The 19,123-nt window shown below is 61.8% G+C and carries 12 protein-coding genes; 4 read left to right on the top strand and 8 right to left on the bottom strand.

All coding sequences use genetic code 11. The features are described 5' to 3' along the window. Nucleotides 1–13: 13 nt before the first annotated feature. The 3 genes from ACYU7Q_RS03245 to ACYU7Q_RS03235 all read right to left on the bottom strand — a co-directional run bounded on the left by ACYU7Q_RS03245 (nt 14) and on the right by ACYU7Q_RS03235 (nt 6,492). Entirely contained in the window at nt 14–823 is an 810-nt protein-coding gene (locus ACYU7Q_RS03245) for a tetratricopeptide repeat protein (RefSeq protein ID WP_460607995.1), read from the bottom strand. Nucleotides 824–1,139: 316 nt separating this feature from the next. Beyond that, a complete protein-coding gene (locus ACYU7Q_RS03240) occupies nt 1,140–3,860 on the bottom strand; it encodes a DNA gyrase/topoisomerase IV subunit A (RefSeq protein WP_460608730.1) in 2,721 nt (906 codons plus the stop codon). A 700-nt stretch (nt 3,861–4,560) separates the two neighbouring features. Continuing rightward, nucleotides 4,561–6,492: a DNA topoisomerase IV subunit B gene (locus ACYU7Q_RS03235; RefSeq protein WP_460607994.1), complete on the bottom strand. Its 1,932-nt coding sequence runs from the start codon at nt 6,490–6,492 to the stop codon at nt 4,561–4,563. Between the two features lie 205 nt (nt 6,493–6,697). Between ACYU7Q_RS03235 and ACYU7Q_RS03230 the strand changes: the two genes are divergently transcribed. From ACYU7Q_RS03230 to ACYU7Q_RS03215, 4 genes are all read left to right on the top strand, one after another. Further along, complete coding sequence (locus ACYU7Q_RS03230; protein ID WP_460607993.1) at nt 6,698–7,894, top strand: AI-2E family transporter; 1,197 nt, start codon at nt 6,698–6,700, stop codon at nt 7,892–7,894. 126 nt (nt 7,895–8,020) lie between these two features. Further along, nucleotides 8,021–9,502 (top strand): exonuclease domain-containing protein, encoded by a 1,482-nt coding sequence (locus ACYU7Q_RS03225; protein WP_460607992.1) that lies wholly within the window; start codon nt 8,021–8,023, stop codon nt 9,500–9,502. Between the two features lie 256 nt (nt 9,503–9,758). Beyond that, entirely contained in the window at nt 9,759–10,916 is a 1,158-nt protein-coding gene (locus ACYU7Q_RS03220; RefSeq protein WP_460607991.1) for a zinc-dependent alcohol dehydrogenase, read from the top strand. A gap of 11 nt (nt 10,917–10,927) precedes the next feature. Beyond that, nucleotides 10,928–11,464, top strand: coding sequence for a hypothetical protein (locus ACYU7Q_RS03215; RefSeq protein WP_460607990.1), 537 nt, complete (start codon nt 10,928–10,930; stop codon nt 11,462–11,464). Between the two features lie 79 nt (nt 11,465–11,543). Here the strand turns inward: ACYU7Q_RS03215 and acs are convergent, their stop codons facing one another. The 5 genes from acs to ACYU7Q_RS03190 all read right to left on the bottom strand — a co-directional run bounded on the left by acs (nt 11,544) and on the right by ACYU7Q_RS03190 (nt 19,091). After that, nucleotides 11,544–13,457: an acetate--CoA ligase gene (gene acs / locus ACYU7Q_RS03210; RefSeq protein ID WP_460607989.1), complete on the bottom strand. Its 1,914-nt coding sequence runs from the start codon at nt 13,455–13,457 to the stop codon at nt 11,544–11,546. A gap of 131 nt (nt 13,458–13,588) precedes the next feature. Next, nucleotides 13,589–15,514, bottom strand: coding sequence for an acyl-CoA synthetase family protein (locus ACYU7Q_RS03205; protein ID WP_460607988.1), 1,926 nt, complete (start codon nt 15,512–15,514; stop codon nt 13,589–13,591). Between the two features lie 84 nt (nt 15,515–15,598). Next, nucleotides 15,599–15,976 carry a response regulator transcription factor gene (locus ACYU7Q_RS03200; RefSeq protein ID WP_460607987.1) on the bottom strand — a complete coding sequence of 126 codons (378 nt, stop codon included), beginning with the start codon at nt 15,974–15,976 and terminating at the stop codon, nt 15,599–15,601. Between the two features lie 15 nt (nt 15,977–15,991). Next, nucleotides 15,992–18,802, bottom strand: a complete 2,811-nt coding sequence (locus tag ACYU7Q_RS03195) for an ATP-binding protein (RefSeq protein ID WP_460607986.1) — start codon at nt 18,800–18,802, stop codon at nt 15,992–15,994. 64 nt (nt 18,803–18,866) lie between these two features. Beyond that, nucleotides 18,867–19,091, bottom strand: coding sequence for a hypothetical protein (locus tag ACYU7Q_RS03190; protein ID WP_460607985.1), 225 nt, complete (start codon nt 19,089–19,091; stop codon nt 18,867–18,869). Between the last annotated feature and the right edge of the window lie 32 nt (nt 19,092–19,123).

Here is a 19,123-nt window from a genome sequence, read left to right as displayed (position 1 = left end):
GCAAAGCTAGCAGCTACTGCTTGCGGCTGAGGGTATCGCGGCGCGCCCGAATGGAATCAACCGGAGTCAAAATCGCGGGTTTGGGCTTTTTGCCTTCACGCACCCGGCGCTTCTGGCGACGGGCATCGGCGCGGAGTAATGGGGGCAGCATTTTCCGGCACAAACGACTCACCACCAAATCTTCGCTGGTAATAGTGGGCAGGCGCTCGGCTTCGCGCAGCAAGGCAATGGCCCGGCGGCGGCGCCCCTGGTAAACATACATCCGGGCCAAATCATAGCAAAACTGGAGATTTTGCGGGGCCAGCTCGCGGGCTTTTTCCAGGTCGGCCATGGCTTCTTTGCTGTCGCCGCCAGGGGGCACGCCGCCCAGCACAATTTTGCTGTAGAGGCGTTCAATTAAGTTATAGTGCGCCACGCGGTACTGCCAGCGGCCGCGTAGCTGCCAGGTTTCGGGCAGGTCGGGGCGGCGCTCGGTGGCCAGGTACACGTGCGAGCGTAGGTCGCGGAAAGCTTTGAGGCGCGCTCCGGCCCGGTATAGCGTGGCCTGGTTGAACAGGGCCAACGCCACGGCATAGTTGCTTTCGCCCCCTTCGGGCCGAAGCAGCAGGGCACGGTCGGCGTATTGCCGGCCGAGGTCGAAATACGCCGATTTACGCGTTTCGTCAGAATAGCGGGTGCCGATTTTTACGCTTAGCACCGCAGCCTGCCACAGGGCCAGGTAATGGGCTGGCACGGCTTTCAGGATTTCCTGATACACGGCCAAAGCTTCGGAATCCTTGAAGCTGTTGGCGAGCGCGGCGGCCTGGAATAGCTTGACACGCACGGCGGGCGGGTCGGACGGTGGCGCAACTACTGGCACCTGGCGCGCAGCGGGTTTTGCCGGGCGGGGCCGGATTTGCGCGGCCGCTGGCAGCATCATGAGTGCACTGAGCATTACGGCGCTACTGAGCCCGCCCCGCCCCCACCGGACTGCCAGGACCAAGCACGACCACCACCGAAACAACACAAGCATAAACGCAAAGAAAGGGCGCAAAAAGATTCGGAAGTAGCGGAATCAAGCCGGACAGCCTCATTCAAGCTGCCGCCCGGCTTCCAAGCTGCCGCCCGGCTTCATTCCATTGCCTCCCGAGCGGGACGCGCTAAAACAGCCCCAACTGCGCCTTGGGCCGCTTCAGCAGCTCTTGGGCGCGGGCCACTTCCTCGGCGGTCACATCGACGGGGCCGGCCGGCTCGGCTTGCGCTTCGGGCCCGGCCGGATTTTCACCGGGTTTAGGAGTGGCGGCGCGCTTCTTCACTTCGCGGCGCTGCGGCTCAGGGCCTTCGTCGGTGAGCAGCGTGAGGGCGTGGATTTTGTAGTAGTTGAGCTTGTTGCCCATCGCCTTCCAGCCTTTCACGTCGATAAACTCGTGCAACGCAATTTTCTCGGTTTCCTTGTCGGCCTTCTTGTCCTTCTGGATTTTTACTTCCACCAGCGGCTCGGGATTGGCCGTCACGGCCAGCATTTTCGAGCCTTTGGCTTCCGAAATAAAGGTAAAGCGCTTGCCTAGCGTGCTGGTTTCAATTTTGAACCGCTTGACGTAGTGGATTTTGGTTTCCCCATCGAGGTACACCGTTGAAAGTACCGTGTCGGGCTCCAGCTTGCGCAGCAGCACCATGTTGGGCACGTCGAAGTGGATGGCCGGGTCGGGCGCAGTCAGCTCGTAGCTGCCGTCCTTGTGCACCACCAGCAGCACGTTTTCGGTATCGAAAGTGCCCAGGTAGCGGCCGTGGCCAGCCGTGTTGAGACGGCCCACCACGCTGTCGAAGAACATTTCGCGGCCGCCCAGGGTCGAGTCGCCCAGCGTTTTCTGGGTGATTTTCTTAATGGGCTGCTTGGTCACGATGTTACCCATCGAGCCTTTGCCTTTGATGCTGAGCTCGGCAAAATCGAAGTCGAACTGCTTTACCCGCGCCGGTGCTTTATCGGAAAGCTGAATGCTGACGATTTCCGACTCCGAGTTGGGGTTGGCCGTGAGGTAGAGGGTTTTGGTGCCCTTTGTGCCCTTGGTCAGGTCGTAGGTTTTGTCGCGGGTGATGCCCGACACCAGGAAGCGTTTGGCAAAGCTGATGCCCGAGGCGCCGTCGAGGTACACCATGTTGTACACCAACCGGTCGTCGTTCTTATTATAGACACCAACGTGCAGGATATCCTTGCCCACGAAGGTTTTATCTCCGATTTTGGTCACCATAAACGTGCCGTCGCGCTTGATGGCAATGATGTCGTCCAAATCGGAGCAATCGCATACAAATTCGTCCTTTTTGAGGCCGTAGCCCACAAAACCGTCCACGCGATTCACGTAGAGCTTCTGGTTGGCGATGGCCACTTTCTGGGCCGTCACCACGTCGAAGGTGCGGAGCTGGGTTTTGCGCTCGCGGCCCGCGCCATACTTCTTCAGCAGGCCCTCGAAGTAGGCAATGGCGTAGCGCGTGAGGTTGGCCAGGTGGTCGGCCACTTCGGCCAGCTCGGCTTCCAGCCGCTGCAAGTATTCATCGGCCTTGAAGCCGTCATATTTCGAAATGCGCTTGATGCGGATTTCGGTCAGACGCGTGAGGTCATCCTCGGTAACGGGGCGGCGCAGCACGATGCGCTGGTCGTCGGCCTTGGCCTTCTCCCCTTCCACGCGCACAAATTTCTTCAGGCCCTTGTCAATCGTTTCGAGGATTTCGGGCCAGGTTTCGCACTCCTCAATCTTGCGATAGATGCGGTTTTCGATGAAAATCTTCTCCAGCGAGGCGTTGTGCCACTTTTCCCAGAGCTCGTCCTGGCGGATTTCCAGCTCGCGCTCCAGCAGGCGTACGGTGGCCTTGGTGCTCAGCCGCAGCACGTCCTCCACGCCCACAAAGCGGGGCTTTTCATCGATGATGACGCAGGTATTAGGCGAGATGCTGATTTCGCAGTCGGTGAAGGCGTACAGCGCGTCCATGGTCAGGTCGGGCGACACGCCGGCCGGCAGCTGCACCTGAATTTCCACGTCGGCGGCCGTGTTGTCGACCACCTTCTTAATCTTGATTTTGTTGGCTTCCGAAGCCTTCACAATGCTCTCCATCAGCGCCGTGGTGGTGGAGCCGTAGGGAATATCACGGATAACGAGCAGCGTTTTGTCGACTTTCTCGATGGTGGCGCGCAGCCGAATTTTGGCCCCGCGCATGCCCGAGTTGTAGTTGCTCACGTCGCACAGGCCGCCGGTCGAAAAGTCCGGAAACAGCTGCACTTCCTTGCCCCGCAGCACGTCGATGCTGGCCTTGCACAGCTCACGGAAGTTGTGGGGCATAATCTTGGTGCTCAGGCCTACGGCAATGCCTTCCACGCCCTGTGCCAGCAGCAGCGGGAATTTCACGGGCAGCGTGGTGGGCTCGCGCTTGCGGCCGTCGTAGCTCAGCTGCCACTCGGTGGTATCGGGGTTGAATACCACATCGAGGGCAAACTTCGAGAGGCGCGCTTCGATGTAGCGGGGGGCAGCCGCCCCGTCGCCGGTGCGCACGTCGCCCCAGTTGCCCTGGGTTTCGATGAGCAGGTCTTTCTGGCCCAGGTTCACCATGGCGTCGCCGATGCTGGCGTCGCCGTGCGGGTGGTACTGCATGGTCTGGCCGATGACGTTGGCCACTTTGTTGAAGCGGCCGTCGTCCATCTCCTTCATGGCGTGCAGAATGCGGCGCTGCACGGGCTTGAGGCCGTCCTCGATGGCCGGCACGGCGCGCTCCAGAATTACGTAGGAGGCGTAGTCCAGAAACCAGTTCTGGTACATGCCGCGCACCGTGGCCACGTCGTGAATGGTTTCACCGGGGGCGAATTTGGGCTCCTCCTCGGTTTGCTCTTCCACGGGAATAGCTTCGGCCTGGGGCGGCGTCAGGGGCACGTTGCCGAACAAATCGGCGGCCAGCGGGGCGGATTCTTCGGCCGCTTCACCAGCCGGCTCGTCAGCGAATTCGGTGGGTTCCTGGGCGTCGGCATCCGCTGCGGGCGAGAAGGCGGACAAATCAAAATCCACGGAATCACCGGGCTGTAAAAAATCCTGGTTGGGAGCGTCGGAATTGGGAGTATCGAGAGAAGCCACGAGGGAAACGAATGAGGTCGGCGTACTGCCGTCAAAAATACCGGAATCAGCGCGGAGCGCAATAAATTACAATTCCGGCACGGGCCGGAAAGTTCCCAAAATTCTTAGCGAATCAAAGTTGGCGAGTGCGCACCCAAATAAACCGCAACCCGCCTGAAAGGCCAAATTTCAGCCTTTTATCACTAAGAAACAAGCTAAATAGACTAGCTAATTACTGTCTTTTTTTGCCCTTCCGACTAATTATTGAGGTTTGAACTGACTCAAAAAGAAAAAAGCCCGAACCAAGGGCTCGGGCTTTTCCGTGGAATTTGTCGACTAGTCTACCCCTAGGCGACGTGGCAAACGTACACATAAAAAAAATTATTCCCAAACATCAGGTACTCATTCCGCGAAATTTTACTGCGCCAACGGTTGGGCTTACTTACACCCGGCTCTTCCAGCAATGAGAAGTGGCTGATGCTTTGGTTTATGCCAAATCGACTTCGGCCACCTCAGCGGCGGGCAGAATATCGGAAGTTATCAGGTCTTTTTCCAGGCGCAGGTTCTCGATAATGAATTCCTGGCGCGCCGGCGTGTTCTTGCCCATGTAATAGGTGAGCACCTGCTGGATGCTGCGGTCGGACTGCAAAATCACCGGCTCAAGTTTGATGTTCTCGCCGATGAACTTGCCAAACTCATCCGGCGAAATCTCGCCCAGGCCTTTGAAGCGCGTGATTTCGGGGTTTCGGCCCAGCTTTTTTATCGCGGCCTGCTTTTCCTGCTCGTTGTAGCAATAGATGGTTTCCTTCTTGTTGCGGACGCGGAAAAGCGGCGTTTCGAGAATGAATACGTGGCCGTTGCGCACCAAATCCGGGAAGAACTGGAGAAAGAATGTGAGCAGCAGCAGGCGGATGTGCATGCCGTCGACGTCGGCATCGGTGGCCACCACCACGCGGTTGTAGCGCAGGTGCTCGATGCCTTCCTCGATGTTGAGGGCGTGCTGCAACAGGTTCAACTCCTCGTTTTCGTACACGATTTTCTTTTTCAGCCCGAAGCAGTTCAGCGGCTTGCCGCGCAGGCTGAACACGGCCTCCAGCTCCACGTTGCGGCTCTTGGTGATGCTGCCCGAAGCAGAGTCGCCCTCGGTGATGAACAGCGTGGTCAAAAGTTCTTTTTCGGCCCCGTCCTTGGCGTTTTCGCCCAGGTGGAAGCGGCAGTCGCGCAGCTTGCGGTTGTGCAGGTTGGCTTTTTTGGCGCGCTGGTTGGCGAGTTTTTTCACGCCGGCCATGTCCTTGCGCTCCCGCTCGCTCTGCTCAATGCGCTTGCGCAGGGCCTCGGCCACCAGCGCGTTTTTGTGCAGGTAGTTGTCGAGGTGCTCCTTAACGAAATCGAGAATGAAGCCGCGGACGGTGGGGCCGTCTTCGCCCATGTTCACCGAGCCCAGCTTGGTCTTGGTTTGCGATTCAAACACCGGCTCCTGCACGCGCACCGAAATGGCCGCGATGATGCTGGCCCGAATGTCGGAAGCGTCGTAGTCCTTCTTGTAGAATTCGCGCACGGCCTTCACCACGGCTTCGCGGAAGGCGGCTAAGTGCGTGCCGCCCTGGGTGGTGTACTGGCCGTTCACGAAGGAATAGTACTCCTCGCCGTAGTCGTTGCCGTGCGTCATGGCCATCTCAATGTCCGGCCCTTTCAGGTGGATGATGGGGTAGCGCAGGTGTTCTACATCGGCCTTGCGGGCGAGCAGGTCGAGCAGGCCGTTTTCGGAATAATATTTCTGGCCGTTGAAGTTGATGGTGAGGCCAGCGTTGAGGTAAACGTAGTTCCAGATTTGATTTTCGAGGTACTCCGGGATGAAGCGGTAGTTCTTGAAAATCGTGTCGTCGGGCTGAAACACCACCAGCGTGCCGTTGCGCTGGCTGGTTTTCTGGGGCTTGGGGTCGGCCATGAGCTTGCCCTGGGCAAACTCGGCGGCCTTGAGGATGCCTTCGCGCACGCTCTGCACCAGGAAGTAGCCGCTGAGGGCGTTCACGGCCTTGGTGCCCACGCCGTTGAGGCCGACCGATTTCTGAAATACCTTGCTGTCGTACTTGCCGCCGGTGTTGATTTTGCTCACTACGTCGACCACTTTGCCCAGCGGAATGCCGCGGCCGTAGTCGCGCACCTGCACTTTGGAGTCCGAAATCTTGATGTCGATGGTGCGGCCGTGGCCCATCACGTGCTCGTCGATGCAGTTGTCGACGACTTCCTTCACCAGCACGTAAATGCCGTCGTCGTACGCCGAGCCATCGCCGAGCTTGCCGATGTACATGCCGGGCCGCAGGCGAATGTGCTCGCGCCAGTCCAGCGAGCGGATGCTGTCTTCGTTGTAGCCGTGGTCGGCCGCGGCCGGGGCGAGCGGTAATTGTTCGTCGTTCATCTAAAAAATCCGTAAGGAGGGCAGTTCTGGGGTAAAATAACGCAGAAAACAGCGGCACGGCAAGCCGGCTGCTGCCAGTTAACTTAGCCAGTTCCGCCAAATTATTTAGTTTTCAACACTGCTCCCACCGTTCAGGTTCACCGGACTGGTGGCTGACGCCTTGCTTTTCTGCTCTCCTCCCCTTGTTGATTTTCGCTTGATAAATATGTTTCCCCGCCCCAATAGCATCAACCAGCCGCGCAACCTGCCCTCGCCCACGCAAAACCACGCGCCGGCCGAGGTGAAGCAGTCGCCGATAGTTCACTACACCTTTTTGCTGATTGGGCTCTCGTTGCTGGTGTTTGTGCTGCACAAGCTAGACGGCGTGCTGCTGCCCATTCTGTTTGCCGGGCTGCTCGCGGTGCTGCTGCTGCCGCTGGTGGTGCAGCTGGAAAAGTGGAAGTTTCCGCGCATCTGGGCCATCATTGTGACGCTGTTGCTGCTGGTGGCGGCGCTGGCGGGCCTGTGCTACCTCTTCGGCACGCAGCTGCTGACGTTGCGCGACGAGCTGCCCAAGCTCCAGGCCAAGTCGCTGGTGTACTTCGACCAGATGCAGCAGTGGGCCAGCGTGAAGTTTGGCTACCAGCCCATGAGCAAGGAAGAGTTGATTGACTCCTCGATGAAATCGGTGAAGAAATCGGCCGGCGGCTACTTAGGCTCCACGCTTAGCATGACGGCCGCCGTGCTGAGCGTGACCACGCTGATTCCGATTTACATTTTCTGCTTTCTGTATTACCGCGACCACATGCGGCAGTTCATGTTCCGCTTCGTGGCGCCCGACAAGCGCACCACCGTGCTGCACACCATGGACAGCATTCAGACCGTGGTGCAAGCCTACATCCAGGGCCTGCTCACGGTGATTGTGGTGGTGTCGGTGCTCAATGCCATCGGACTGCTGCTGCTGGGGGTGAAATTTGCCGTGTTTTTCGCCGTGTTTGCCTCGGTGCTGGCCGTCATTCCCTACATCGGCATCATGGTGGGCTCGGCCATTCCGGCGCTGGTGACGCTGGTGGAAACCGGCTCCATTGGCAAGGCCGCGGCCGTGGTGGGCGTGTTCATGTTCGTGCAGTTTCTGGAAGGCAACTTCATCACGCCCATGATTACGGGCTCAAAGGTGAGCATCAACCCCATGGCCGCCATCGTGGCCCTCATTCTGGGCGGTGAGCTGTGGGGCACGCCGGGCATGATTCTAAGCATTCCGCTCATCGCGGTGATGAAAGTGGTATTTGATGCCAGCAAAACCACCGAGCCCTGGGGCTTTTTGCTCGGCGACGTTACCGATGGCGAGGAAACCCATATTGATAAGTCAGACGATAAACCGGGCTTTTTTGCAACGGCTTGGCGCATGATAAAGCGGATGTAGATGAATGGTTAATGCGTGCTTTTACCTATAATTAATCATTAACCGTTAACCACTAATCACTAAAACGCAACCTTCTACCGGGCTAAGCTTGTTAGCTTTCCTTTCTGACTCTCTTCCGCGCCCGATTTGTACGCCATCATCGACCTTGAAACCACCGGCGGGCAGCCCACCCAGGACCGCATCACCGAAATCGCCATTTACATCCACGACGGGGAGAAGATTGTGGACGAGTACGCCACGCTGCTCAACCCCGGCCGGGGCATTCCGCCGTTCATTACCCAGCTCACGGGCATCACCAACGACATGGTGAACGACGCGCCCAAGTTCCACGAGGTGGCCCGCAAGGTGGTGGAAATGACCGAAGGCTGCGTGTTTGTGGCCCACAACGTGCGCTTCGACTACTCGTTTCTGAAGAAGGAATTTGCCGACCTCGGCTACAATTACTCGCGCAAGACGCTGTGCACCGTGCGGCTGTCGCGCAGCCTCATTCCGGGCCAGCCCAGCTACAGCCTGGGCAAGCTGTGCCAGAACATCGGCATTCCGCTCGAAGGCCGGCACCGCGCCGCCGGCGATGCCCACGCCACGGCCCTGCTTTTTGGCAAGCTCCTCAAAATCACCAGCGAGAGCGAAGACCTGCCCCACGGCACCGATGCCAGCCACACGCTGGCCCGCGTGGATGCGCTGGCCCCGAGCGGCCGGGCGGCCAGCGCCAAAAAACCTTCGCCCAAGCGCGTGGCGGCCGTGCAGACTGCCATCCGGGAGGCGCTGATGCCGCCGCTGCTGCCGGCCTCGGTGGTCGCCAATTTGCCGCAGGCCACGGGCGTGTACTACTTCCACAACGAGGCGGGAGAGGTGATTTACGTGGGCAAGTCGATTAACATTTACAAGCGTATTCAGCAGCACTTTGCCATTGATGTGAAGTCGCGCAAGAGCCTGGAATTCAAAAATTCCATTGCCGACATTACCTGGGAGCTGACCGGCTCGGAACTAGTGGCGCTGCTGTACGAGTCGCACCTCATCAAGCAGATGAAGCCGGCCTACAACCGGGCGCAGCGGCGCTCGGTGTTTCCGGCGGGCATCTACCTGCGCATTGATGAGCAGGGCTACAAGCGCCTGGCTTATGGCCGCGCCGACGCCCGCAACGCCGAAATTCCCATCATCGCGCTGGGCAACCAGTACAAGGCGCAGGGCTTTCTCTACCACAAGGTGGCCAAGTACAACCTCTGCCAGAAGCTATGCGGGCTGTACAAAACGCCGGGCGCGTGCTTCGACTACCAGGTGCACCGCTGCCTGGGGGCCTGCGTGGGCCAGGAGCCGCCCGAGAGCTACAACCTGCGCGTGGACGAGGCCATCGACAGCATCAGCTACGAGCACGAGTCGTTCGTGGTCATCGGGCCGGGCCGCACGGAGCTGGAAAAGAGCATTGTGCTGGTGGAAAACGGCCGGTACCGGGGCTTCGGCTACGTGGACGAATCGTTCTCGGCGCGCAAGCTGGCCGATTTTCGCGAGGCGGTAAAGGAGTACACCGACAACAAGGATATTCAGCAGATTATCCGCAACCACCTCCGCACCAAGCGCAAGGGCGAGCGGGTGAAAGTGTTTGGTTGATACCGGAATGAGTGGCCGTGGCCGCTAATCATCCGAGCCGGGATTATTGGAATGCAGGCCCCGTATTTATTCGTACGTAATTGGCCGACTGCGCATTGGGAAAATACGGGTTTTCCGGTGAACCCGGAGTATTGGGCAACTTAAGCCTGCGAGGAAAGTAAAGATTACCACGGGCAACTGTGGTGGGGAAGGGAATGTGAACCCCGACGCGCCGGATTTCCCATGTTCCAATCTTCCATCTTTCACCCAACTCGCTATGTTAGCAATGGATTTCAGGGGCCCGAAAAGGGTCCGCGCCGTTCAAAAGCCTATGCCCACCATCTTGCATCCCGAGGATGCCATCGTGAAGGTGTTGCGCACATGCATCTGCGGGTCCGACCTGCACCTGTACAACGGGAACGTACCCGATACCCGCGTCGGCATGACGTTTGGGCACGAATTCGTCGGGGAAATCGTGGAAATTGGTTCCGAAGTCACCGAGGTGAAAGTGGGCGACCGGGTGCTGGTGCCCTTCAACGTGGCCTGCGGCCGCTGCATTTTCTGCAAGGAGGGCATGTTCGGTAACTGCCACGAATCCAACTCCGAGGCCACGGCCGTGGGCGGCTTCCTGGGGTATTCGCACACGGGGGGCGGCCACAACGGCGGTCAGGCCGAGTACGTGCGGGTGCCCTACGCCAACGTGGGCCCCACGGTGATTCCAGCGGGCATGAGCCTCGACGACGCCGTGCTGCTCACCGACATCACCCCGACCGGCTACCAGGCCGCCGAAATGGCTGGCATTCAACCCGGCGACACGGTGGTGGTGTTTGGCGCGGGCCCGGTAGGCATCATGGCCGCCCGGTGCAGCTGGCTGTTTGGCGCGGGCCGCGTCATCATCATCGACGAGTACGACTACCGCCTGGAATTTGCCAAGAACTTCGCCAAGTGCGAGGCCTACAACTTCAAGAAGGACATGGACGACCCGGTGATGTTCATCAAAAAGCAAACCGACTGGCTTGGGGCCGACGCCTGCATCGACGCCGTGGGGGCTGAGGCCGCCGGCAACACCATGCAAACCATCACCGGGCGCAAAACCCTGCTGCAGGCCGGCTCGGCTACGGCGCTGCACTGGGCCATCAACTCGGTGCGCAAAGGCGGCGTGATATCCATTGTGGGCGTGTACGGGCCCACCGACAACCTGGTGCCCATCGGCAACATGATGAACAAGGGCATTACCATGCGCGGCAACCAGGCCTCGGTGAAGCGCCACCTGCCCCGCCTGATTGACCACGTCATGAACGGCATCCTCAAGCCCAGCGAGCTGATTACGCACCGCATCCCGCTGGAAGATGTGGCCGACGGCTACCGCATTTTCTCGGCCAAGCTCGACAACATCATCAAGCCGGTACTCATCCCCCCCACTGCTAACGCGTAATGTTGCCCATCATGAAAAAGACCGCACAAGAGTTCGAACACATCCCCGGCTGGGGCATCGATGCCGACCCCCGCAACGAACCCACCTACCCCAACCGCCACCGCACCGGCGAGGAGCACAACGGCCGCTCCTGGGTGCGCCCCACGCAGCAGGTGCCCGACCGCGAGGTGCTGCACTCCATCGAGCGCCCCGACTACTCGGCCGTGGTCGGCAATTCGGTGCCGCCCACTGGCCTCAGCGGCATGATTCGGCGCGCGGCTTTCCACTACAGCGAGAACGATTACCGGCACTGGCTGCCACTGCTGGTAGCCGACAAAATCAACGTCGTGGAAGGCATCATCGACGACTTCGCGCATGGCACGGTGCCCAACATCTGGGCCGAAAAAGGCTACAATGCCCAGTGGAAATACGACCGCAGCGGCATGCTGGCGAAAATTGCCACCGCCGCCGCGGTAACGGCTGGCCTCGTGTATTGGCTGATGCCGAAAAACGACCGTTCATACAGATACGCTGGCAGCGGAAACTACAAATCGGGCAGCAAACGCTAAAACGCGTAGCAGCCCATTTGGCTATCACACAAAAAAGCCGGCTCTTTGGGCCGGATTTTTTGTGCGTTGTGGGGGCCTGTTACTTCCGGCCCGCCAGAATCTCGTCCACCACCAGCGGGTCGAGCAGGGTCGTTACGTCGCCCAGATTGGAGGTTTCGCCTTCGGCGACTTTGCGCAGGATGCGGCGCATGATTTTGCCGGAGCGGGTTTTGGGCAGGCCCGAAACGAGCTGAATCTTGTCGGGCTTGGCGATGCGGCCGATTTCGGCCACCACGGATTCGATGATGCTGGACTCCACGCGCTGGCGGTCGAGGTCATTTTCGGGCACGCCGTTCCGGCAGATGACGTAGGCGTAGATGCCCTGGCCCTTCACGTCGTGCGGGTAGCCGACGACGGCACTTTCCACTACTTCCTCACTTTCGTTGATGGCATTTTCGATTTCGGCAGTGCCGAAACGGTGGCCGCTCACGTTGATGACGTCATCGACGCGGCCAATGATGCGGTAGAGGCCGTTTTCGTCGCGCCGGGCACCGTCGCCCGTGAAGTAGTAGCCGGGATAGGGCGTGAAATAGGTCTGGCGGGCGCGCTCGTGGTCGCCCCAGGTGGTGCGGATGACGCCCGGCCAGCTGGCTTTGATGGCGAGGTAGCCTTCCTGGTCGTTGCCTTCGATTTCGGTGCCGTCCTGGTTCAGCAGTACGGGCTGCACGCCGGGCAGCGGCAGGCCGGCGCGGGCGGGCACGCTGGGCGTGATGTCGGCCATGGCCGATATCATGATGCCGCCGGTTTCGGTCTGCCACCAAGTATCCACGATGGGGCAGCGGCCTTTCCCCACATGCTGGTGGTACCAATGCCAGGCCTCTTCGTTGATGGGCTCGCCCACCGAGCCAAGCACACGCAGGCTGCTGAGCGAGTAGGCCAGCACGTGGTCAATCGGGGCGGCCATGAGGCTGCGGATGGCCGTGGGCGCGGTGTAGAAAATGGTGACGTGGTGCTTGTCAATCACCTCCCAGAAGCGGCCCGGCGAAGGGAATGTGGGCACACCCTCGAACAGGAGCGTGGTGCTGCCGGCCAGCAGCGGCCCGTAGAGGCCGTAGGTGTGGCCCGTGACCCAGCCGATGTCGGCCGTGCACCAGTACACGTCGTTTTCCTCCACCTGAAACACGTTGCGGAAGGTGTAGTCGGCCCACACCATGTAGCCGGCCTGGGTGTGCACCACGCCCTTGGGCTTGCCGGTGCTGCCGCTGGTGTAGAGGATGAAAAGCGGGTCTTCGGCGGCCATTTCCTCGGCGGGGCAGTCTTTGGCCGCGTCTTTTACCTCGTCGTGGTACCACACGTCGCGGCCTTCCTTCCACTGCACGGGCCAGCCGGTGTGCTCCACCACGATGACGCGGCGCACGCTGGGGCAGCTTTCGAGCGCTTCATCGACCACGCTCTTGACGGGGATTTGCTTGGCGCCGCGGTTGAGGCCGTCGGCGGTGAGGACGAAGGCGGCATCGGCATCGTTGATGCGGTCGGCGATGGCGGTGGCCGAGAAGCCGGCGAAAATGACGCCGTGCACCGCCCCGATGCGGGCGCAGGCCAGCACGGCAATGGCCAGGCTCGGAATCATGGGCATGTAGAGGACCACGCGGTCGCCTTTGGTCACGCCGTTTTTCTTGAGCACGTTGGCGAACTGGCACACTTGCTCGTGCAGCTCACGGTAGGTGAGGCGGAGATGGCGGGTTTTGGGGTCGTTGGGTTCGAAGATGATGGCGAGCTTGTTGGCGCGCTGTTCGAGGTGGCGGTCAAGGCAGTTTTCGGTGAGGTTTAGGGTGGCCCCATCGAACCAGCGGCTGTCGCCGGCGGGCGAAAACTCGCCGCTGCGCACGGTATCCCACTTTTTGCGCCAGGTGAAGGGCTCGGCGGCGGCGGCCCAGAAGGCGTCGGGGTCGGCTACGGACTGCTGGTAGTCGGCGTGGTATTCTTCGAGGGTGCGGGTACGAACTGCAGACATCTTTGGGGAATTATGAATTATGAGTTTTGAATTACGAGATGGTGGATGAAAGGTGCGGAGCTTGCCCCCGCCCGGACGTTGGCGCCAATCCAACAATTCCGTTCAACGGCGGGCGAGGACAAGCCCCGCCCCTACTGCGTTTTTTCGATTTCAAAAGCCGCGCCGATGCCCCGCCGCGCCAGGCCGGCGCGGATTTCGTCGAGGATGAGCGGGTCATCAATGGTAGCGGGCATGGTGAAATCCTCGCCGTCGGCCAGCTGGCGCAGGGTCTTGCGAAGGATTTTGCCGGAGCGGGTTTTGGGCAGGCACTTTACGACCAGCACGGCTCGGAAGCAGGCCAGCGCCCCGATTTGGGCGCGCACGGCGGCCACCAACTCTTGTTCGAGCTGCTCCTCTCCTATCGTCCGGCCGTCCTTGAGCACGACCAGGCCCACGGGCACCTGGCCGCGCAGCGCGTCGGCAATGCCGAGGACGGCGCACTCGGCCACGGCGGGGTGGGCGGCCAGGATTTCCTCGATTTCGCCAGTGCTGAGGCGGTGGCCGGCCACGTTGATGACGTCATCGACGCGGCCCATGATGTAGACGTAGCCGTCCTGGTCGCGGTAGCCGCCGTCGCCGCTGAGGTAGTAGCCGGGGAAGGTGCTGAGGTATGATTCCCGGAAGCGGGCGTCGTCGTTCCAGAGCGTGGGGAAGCAGCCGGGGGGCAGGGGCAGCTTCACGGCTACGAGGCCGGTGGTGCCGGGCGGCACGGGATGGCCGGCTTCGTCCAGAATCTGAATATCGTAGCCCGGCACGGGGTGGCCGGCGCTGCCGGCGCGGGGGGCGGGCATGCCTTCGAGGCCTACCAACGTGGCCAGCATGGGCCAGCCGGACTCCGTTTGCCACCAGTGGTCGATGACGGGCACGCCCAGCAATTTGCCGGCCCAGGCATAAGTGGCGGGGTCGCAGCGCTCGCCGGCCAGGAAGAGGTGGCGCAGGCTGCTGAGGTCGTATTTCCGGGCCAACAGGCCTTCGGGGTCTTCCTTCTTGATGGCCCGGATGGCGGTGGGGGCCGTGAACATGACGCGGACTTTGTACTGCTCCACAATGCGCCAGAAGGTGCCGGCATCGGGCGTGCGAACGGGCTTGCCTTCGAATAAAACCGTGGTGCAGCCCCGCAGCAGCGGCCCGTACACGATGTAGGAGCTGCCCACGGCCCAGCCAATATCGGAGCCGGTGAAAATGACCTCGCCGGGCTCCAAATTGTATATGGTCCGCATACTAAAGAACAGGGCCACGGCGTGGCCGCCGTGGTCGCGCACCACGCCCTTGGGCCGGCCGGTGGTGCCGCTGGTGTAGAGGATGTAGAGCGGGTGCGTGGCGGGAACCGGCACGGCGGGCACGGGGGCAGCTGTCAATAGTTCCTGGTAGTCAACATCGCGGCCGGGCTGCATGTCGGCGGCCACGAAATCGCGCTGGCAGACCACGACGTGGGCCGGCCGGAAGGTGGCTTTGGCGAGGGCCTCCTCCACCAGCGGCTTATAGGGAATCACGCGGTCGAACTCCATGCCGCCCGAGGCGCAGATAATGGCGCGGGGCCGGGCATCGTCGATTCGGACGGCCAGCTCGTGTGGCGCGAAGCCCCCGAACACCACCGAATGCACGGCCCCGAGGCGGGCGCAGGCCAGCATGGCCACCACGGCCTCGGGCATGTTGGGCATGTAGATGATGACGCGGTCACCCATTTCGACGCCGATTTGACGAAGGCCGCCGGCCAACCGGGCGGTCAGGTCCAGTAGCTCGGCGTAGGTGTAGGTGCGCTGGGTGCGGGTCACGGGTGAGTCGTAGATGAGTGCGGGCTGGTCGGCGCGGCCCTGGGCCACCTGCCAGTCGAGGCAGAGGTAGGCGGTGTTCAATTCGCCGCCCTTGAACCAGCGGTAGAAGCCGTTGGCGTCCTGGCTGAGCACTTCGGTGGGCTTGCGGTCCCAGTGCAGGTGGGCGGCCTGGGCGGCCCAGAAACCGGCCGGGTCGGCCAGGCTGGCGGCGTGGGTTGCGGCGTAGGAGCAGGCGGGTTTCATGGCGGGTGGGATGTAACGCGGGCTTTTAGTCCGCGGGTGGGAATTTCGGGATGGTTCCGGCGCGGACTAAAAGTCCGCGCTACGTTACGCGACCACGCCCAGCAGCTCCCGGACTTTTTCCATGAGCTGGCGGGTGCTGAAGGGTTTGGGAATGTATAAATCGGCTCCGACTTCGTAGCCTTTTTGTACGTCGGCTTCGCGGCTTTTGGCGGAGAGGAAAATGACTTTGGTGGCGGCGCGCTCGGGACGCTGGCGGAGCTGGCGGCACACCTGCAGGCCGTCCACATCGGGCATCATGATATCGAGGAGCACGAGGTCGAAGGCGGTTTGGTCGATGGCGGCCAGGGCCTCGGTGCCGTTGCGGGCGATGCCGACCTGGAAGCCGTTTTTACGCATCAGGAATTCAAGCGACATAACGATGTTGGGCTCGTCGTCGACGATAAGGATATGGGGTGTTTTCATGAAAGAAGAGCAGTGTCAAACGGAGAGTGAGGGCGAGGACGAGCGGGAAATGTCGGCTGCCGGGGCCTGGGTGAGCAACGGCAGCTCGATAAAGAAACGGGCACCCTGCTCCAGGCTGCTTTCGACCCAGATGCGGCCGTGGTGCAGCTCCACGATTTTGCGGGTGATGGCCAGGCCCAGCCCGGTGCCTTCGGGCTTACGGGTGGTCTGGTGCTGGGCCTGGTAAAACTTGTCGAAGATGAGGTGCTGGGCGGCGGGCGAAATGCCCCGGCCGTTATCCTCCACGCAAAGCAGGAGCACGTCGGCGGTGGGCCAGGCCAGCACGGCGATGCGGCCCTGGCCGTCGGGCCGGCAGGCCTTGATGGCGTTGGAGAGCAGGTTGACGAGCACCTGCATCAGGCGGTCGCGGTCGGCGTGGAGGATGGGCAGGTCAGCGGGCACGTCGACGTGCAGGGCAATGCCCTTGTCGCGCAGGAGCTGCCCCACGGCGTCGAGGGCTTCGGCCACCAGGTCGGTCACGGGCACAGGAGCGCGGTCCAGGGTGGCCTGTCCGGATTCGAATTTCTCCAAATCGAGCACCAGGGAGATGAGGCGGGTGAGTCGCTCGGCCTCGCGGCCGATGGTGAGCTGGAAATGCTGGCGCTCCTCGGTTTCCAAATCGGGGTTATCGGCCAGGATTTCGGCCAGGGCCCGGATGCTGGTGAGCGGCGTGCGCAGCTCGTGCGTCACGGTGTAGAGGAATTCGTCCTTGCGGTGGTCGAGGGCCTGGAGCTGGTCGTAGGCGGCGCGCAGCTCGTCGGTGAGGCGCTGGAGCTGGCGGCTCTGCTTTTGCAGCTGGCGGTTGGCTTCGAGCAATTGCTGGCTTTCCTTAAGAATGCCCACTACGCTGTCGTAGCTGATGCGCTCGGCCCCGGCCACGGAGGCCACCAGCATGCGGGCGCTGGCCGGGCCAAGGCTGCCGGCCAGCAGCTTCTCGGCGTAGGTGAGCAGGCGCGGGTCGGCGGGCGCGGTGGCTGAGTGAGTGAATGACGGAGTGGACTCGCCTTCCGGCGCGGGCGGCAGGGCATCCGGGAAGCGGGTGGCGAAGGTGCGCAGGGCCTGGTTGGTGCGCTTCTTTCCGAGGAATCCCAGGAGCAGGGCGCGCACGTCGGGGAACGGGGTCCTCCCCTGCCAGCCAGCCACTTCCTCAGCCAGGCTGCGGCGTGTGAATACGTCTACGAACACGTCGGCCTGGCGCAATTCCAGTGCCGTGGGCGGCCAGGCCAGCGAGAGGCCCACGTAGAGCCCGATGTTGAAAAACCAGCTCCAGAACAAGCCGTGCGAGAGGTAATCGAGCCCTTCGAGCCCGAACAGCGCAAACGGCCGCAAGCCGCTAATGCCGCCCACACCATCTGTCAGAATGGATTCGGGCAGCCGCCCCGGCCCCACCAGCGTGGGCAGCACCAGCGTGAAAAACCAGATACCGAAGCCCGCCAGCAGCCCTACCGTGGCCCCGCGCCGCGAGCCCCCCTTCCAGTACAGGCCGCCCAGCACGGCGGGCACAAACTGCGCCACCGCCGCGAAGGACACTAGGCCGGTATTCACCAGCGGCAGGGTTTTGCCTATTTCGGCGTAGTAGCCGTAGGCCAGCAGCAGCACCAGCACCACGGCCAGGCGGCGGCTTTCGAGGGCCACGCGGCCCAGGTAGGCAAACCAGCGGGTCTGGCCTTCGGGCCGGGCGGCGGGCACCCGCACCAGCAAGGGCATGAGCAGGTGGTTGCTCATCATCACGCTCAGAGCCACGGTTTCGACGATAATCATGCTGCTGGCCGCCGATAGCCCGCCCAGGTAGGTGAGCAGCGCCAGCCACGAATGGCCCGCCGCCAGCGGCAGCGCCAGCACGTAGGTATCGGCGTCGATGCCGCTGTGGCCCAGCCGCAGCATCCCGCCGAAGGCCACCGGCAGCACGAATAAGTTGATGACGATGAGGTAGAGCGGAAACAGCCACATGGCCTTGCGCAGGTGGTTTTCGTCCACGTTCTCCACCACGGCCACCTGAAACTGCCGTGGCAGCAGCAACACCGCCGACATGCTCAGGACCAGCAGCGTAAACCACTCGGCCCCGCTCGTGCCCGAGCCGCGCAGCGTGAACAGCTGCCGCAGTGCCGGCACCGCCGCCGCCTGGTCGAACACGTCGGCAAAGCCGTGAAACAGCCCGAACGTGATAAACAAGCCTAGCACCAAAAAGGCCACCAGCTTCAGTACGCTTTCCAGAGCCACGGCCAGCACAATGCCTTCGTGCCGCTCGGTAGCCTCCACCGACCGCACGCCGAACAGGATGGTGAATACCGCCAGCGCGCCCGTGGTGTAGAGGGCTGTGGAGGCCGCCGCCGCGCCCGCCCCGCTCCCGGTGAGCGTGACGAACGAGGCGGCAATGGCTTTGATTTGCAGCGCGATGTAGGGCACGATGCCCAGCACGCACACCACCGTTACCAGGGCGCCCAGCGCCGCGCTCTTGCCGTAGCGGGCCGAGATGAAGTCGGCAATGGACGTGAGCCGCTGCTGCCGGCTCACGCGGATAATCTTGCGCAACACCAGCCACCACACCGGGGCCAGCAGCGTAGGCCCCAAGTAGATGCCCACGAAGCCCAGCCCGTTGTGCGCGGCGCGGCCCACCGAGCCATAATATGTCCAGGCGGTGCAGTACACGGCCATGCTCAGGGCGTACACGAAGGGGTTGCTCACCAGGCTTTTTCGGGCGGCCGAGCGGCGCTCGGCGGCGTAAGCCACGCCGAAAAGCAAGGCCAGGTAGCCGAACGAAAAGCCGATGACGAGCAGCTTGGGCATGGTGGGTTTTAAGGTTTTGTCATTGCGAGTGGAGCGTAGCGAAACGCGGCAATGACAGACGGGCTTATTCTTCTTTTTTCTCCCGTACCAGCCAGGCCGTCAGGCCTACCAGCACAGCCCAGAGCAGCAGCACATACAGGTAGAGCACCGGCACCCCGCCCACGCGCCCGTCGTGGTCGAACACGGCCAGCAGCGGAAAATTGAGCAGCACGCCGAACAGTACAGCCAGGAACAGCAGCCGGTGGCCCCGGCGCGTTTCCGTACGTTCAGGATGGGAATGGGAGGACACGGGAAACGGAGGTTTGGCAGACATCGGGAGCC

The sequence above is a fragment of the Hymenobacter terrigena genome, assembly GCF_054776515.1.
This window is presented reverse-complemented; position numbering and strand designations above follow the sequence as displayed.

What these genes read in the sequence shown, in the direction of transcription:
- acs (WP_460607989.1), bottom strand. Translation starts at nt 13,457, where the DNA reads ATGTCTGCAGTTCGTACCCGCACCCTCGAAGAATACCACGCCGACTAC.
- ACYU7Q_RS03200 (WP_460607987.1), bottom strand. Translation starts at nt 15,976, where the DNA reads ATGAAAACACCCCATATCCTTATCGTCGACGACGAGCCCAACATCGTT.
- ACYU7Q_RS03220 (WP_460607991.1), top strand. Translation starts at nt 9,759, where the DNA reads ATGTTAGCAATGGATTTCAGGGGCCCGAAAAGGGTCCGCGCCGTTCAA.
- ACYU7Q_RS03230 (WP_460607993.1), top strand. Translation starts at nt 6,698, where the DNA reads ATGTTTCCCCGCCCCAATAGCATCAACCAGCCGCGCAACCTGCCCTCG.
- ACYU7Q_RS03195 (WP_460607986.1), bottom strand. Translation starts at nt 18,802, where the DNA reads ATGCCCAAGCTGCTCGTCATCGGCTTTTCGTTCGGCTACCTGGCCTTG.
- ACYU7Q_RS03235 (WP_460607994.1), bottom strand. Translation starts at nt 6,492, where the DNA reads ATGAACGACGAACAATTACCGCTCGCCCCGGCCGCGGCCGACCACGGC.
- ACYU7Q_RS03205 (WP_460607988.1), bottom strand. Translation starts at nt 15,514, where the DNA reads ATGAAACCCGCCTGCTCCTACGCCGCAACCCACGCCGCCAGCCTGGCC.
- ACYU7Q_RS03215 (WP_460607990.1), top strand. Translation starts at nt 10,928, where the DNA reads ATGAAAAAGACCGCACAAGAGTTCGAACACATCCCCGGCTGGGGCATC.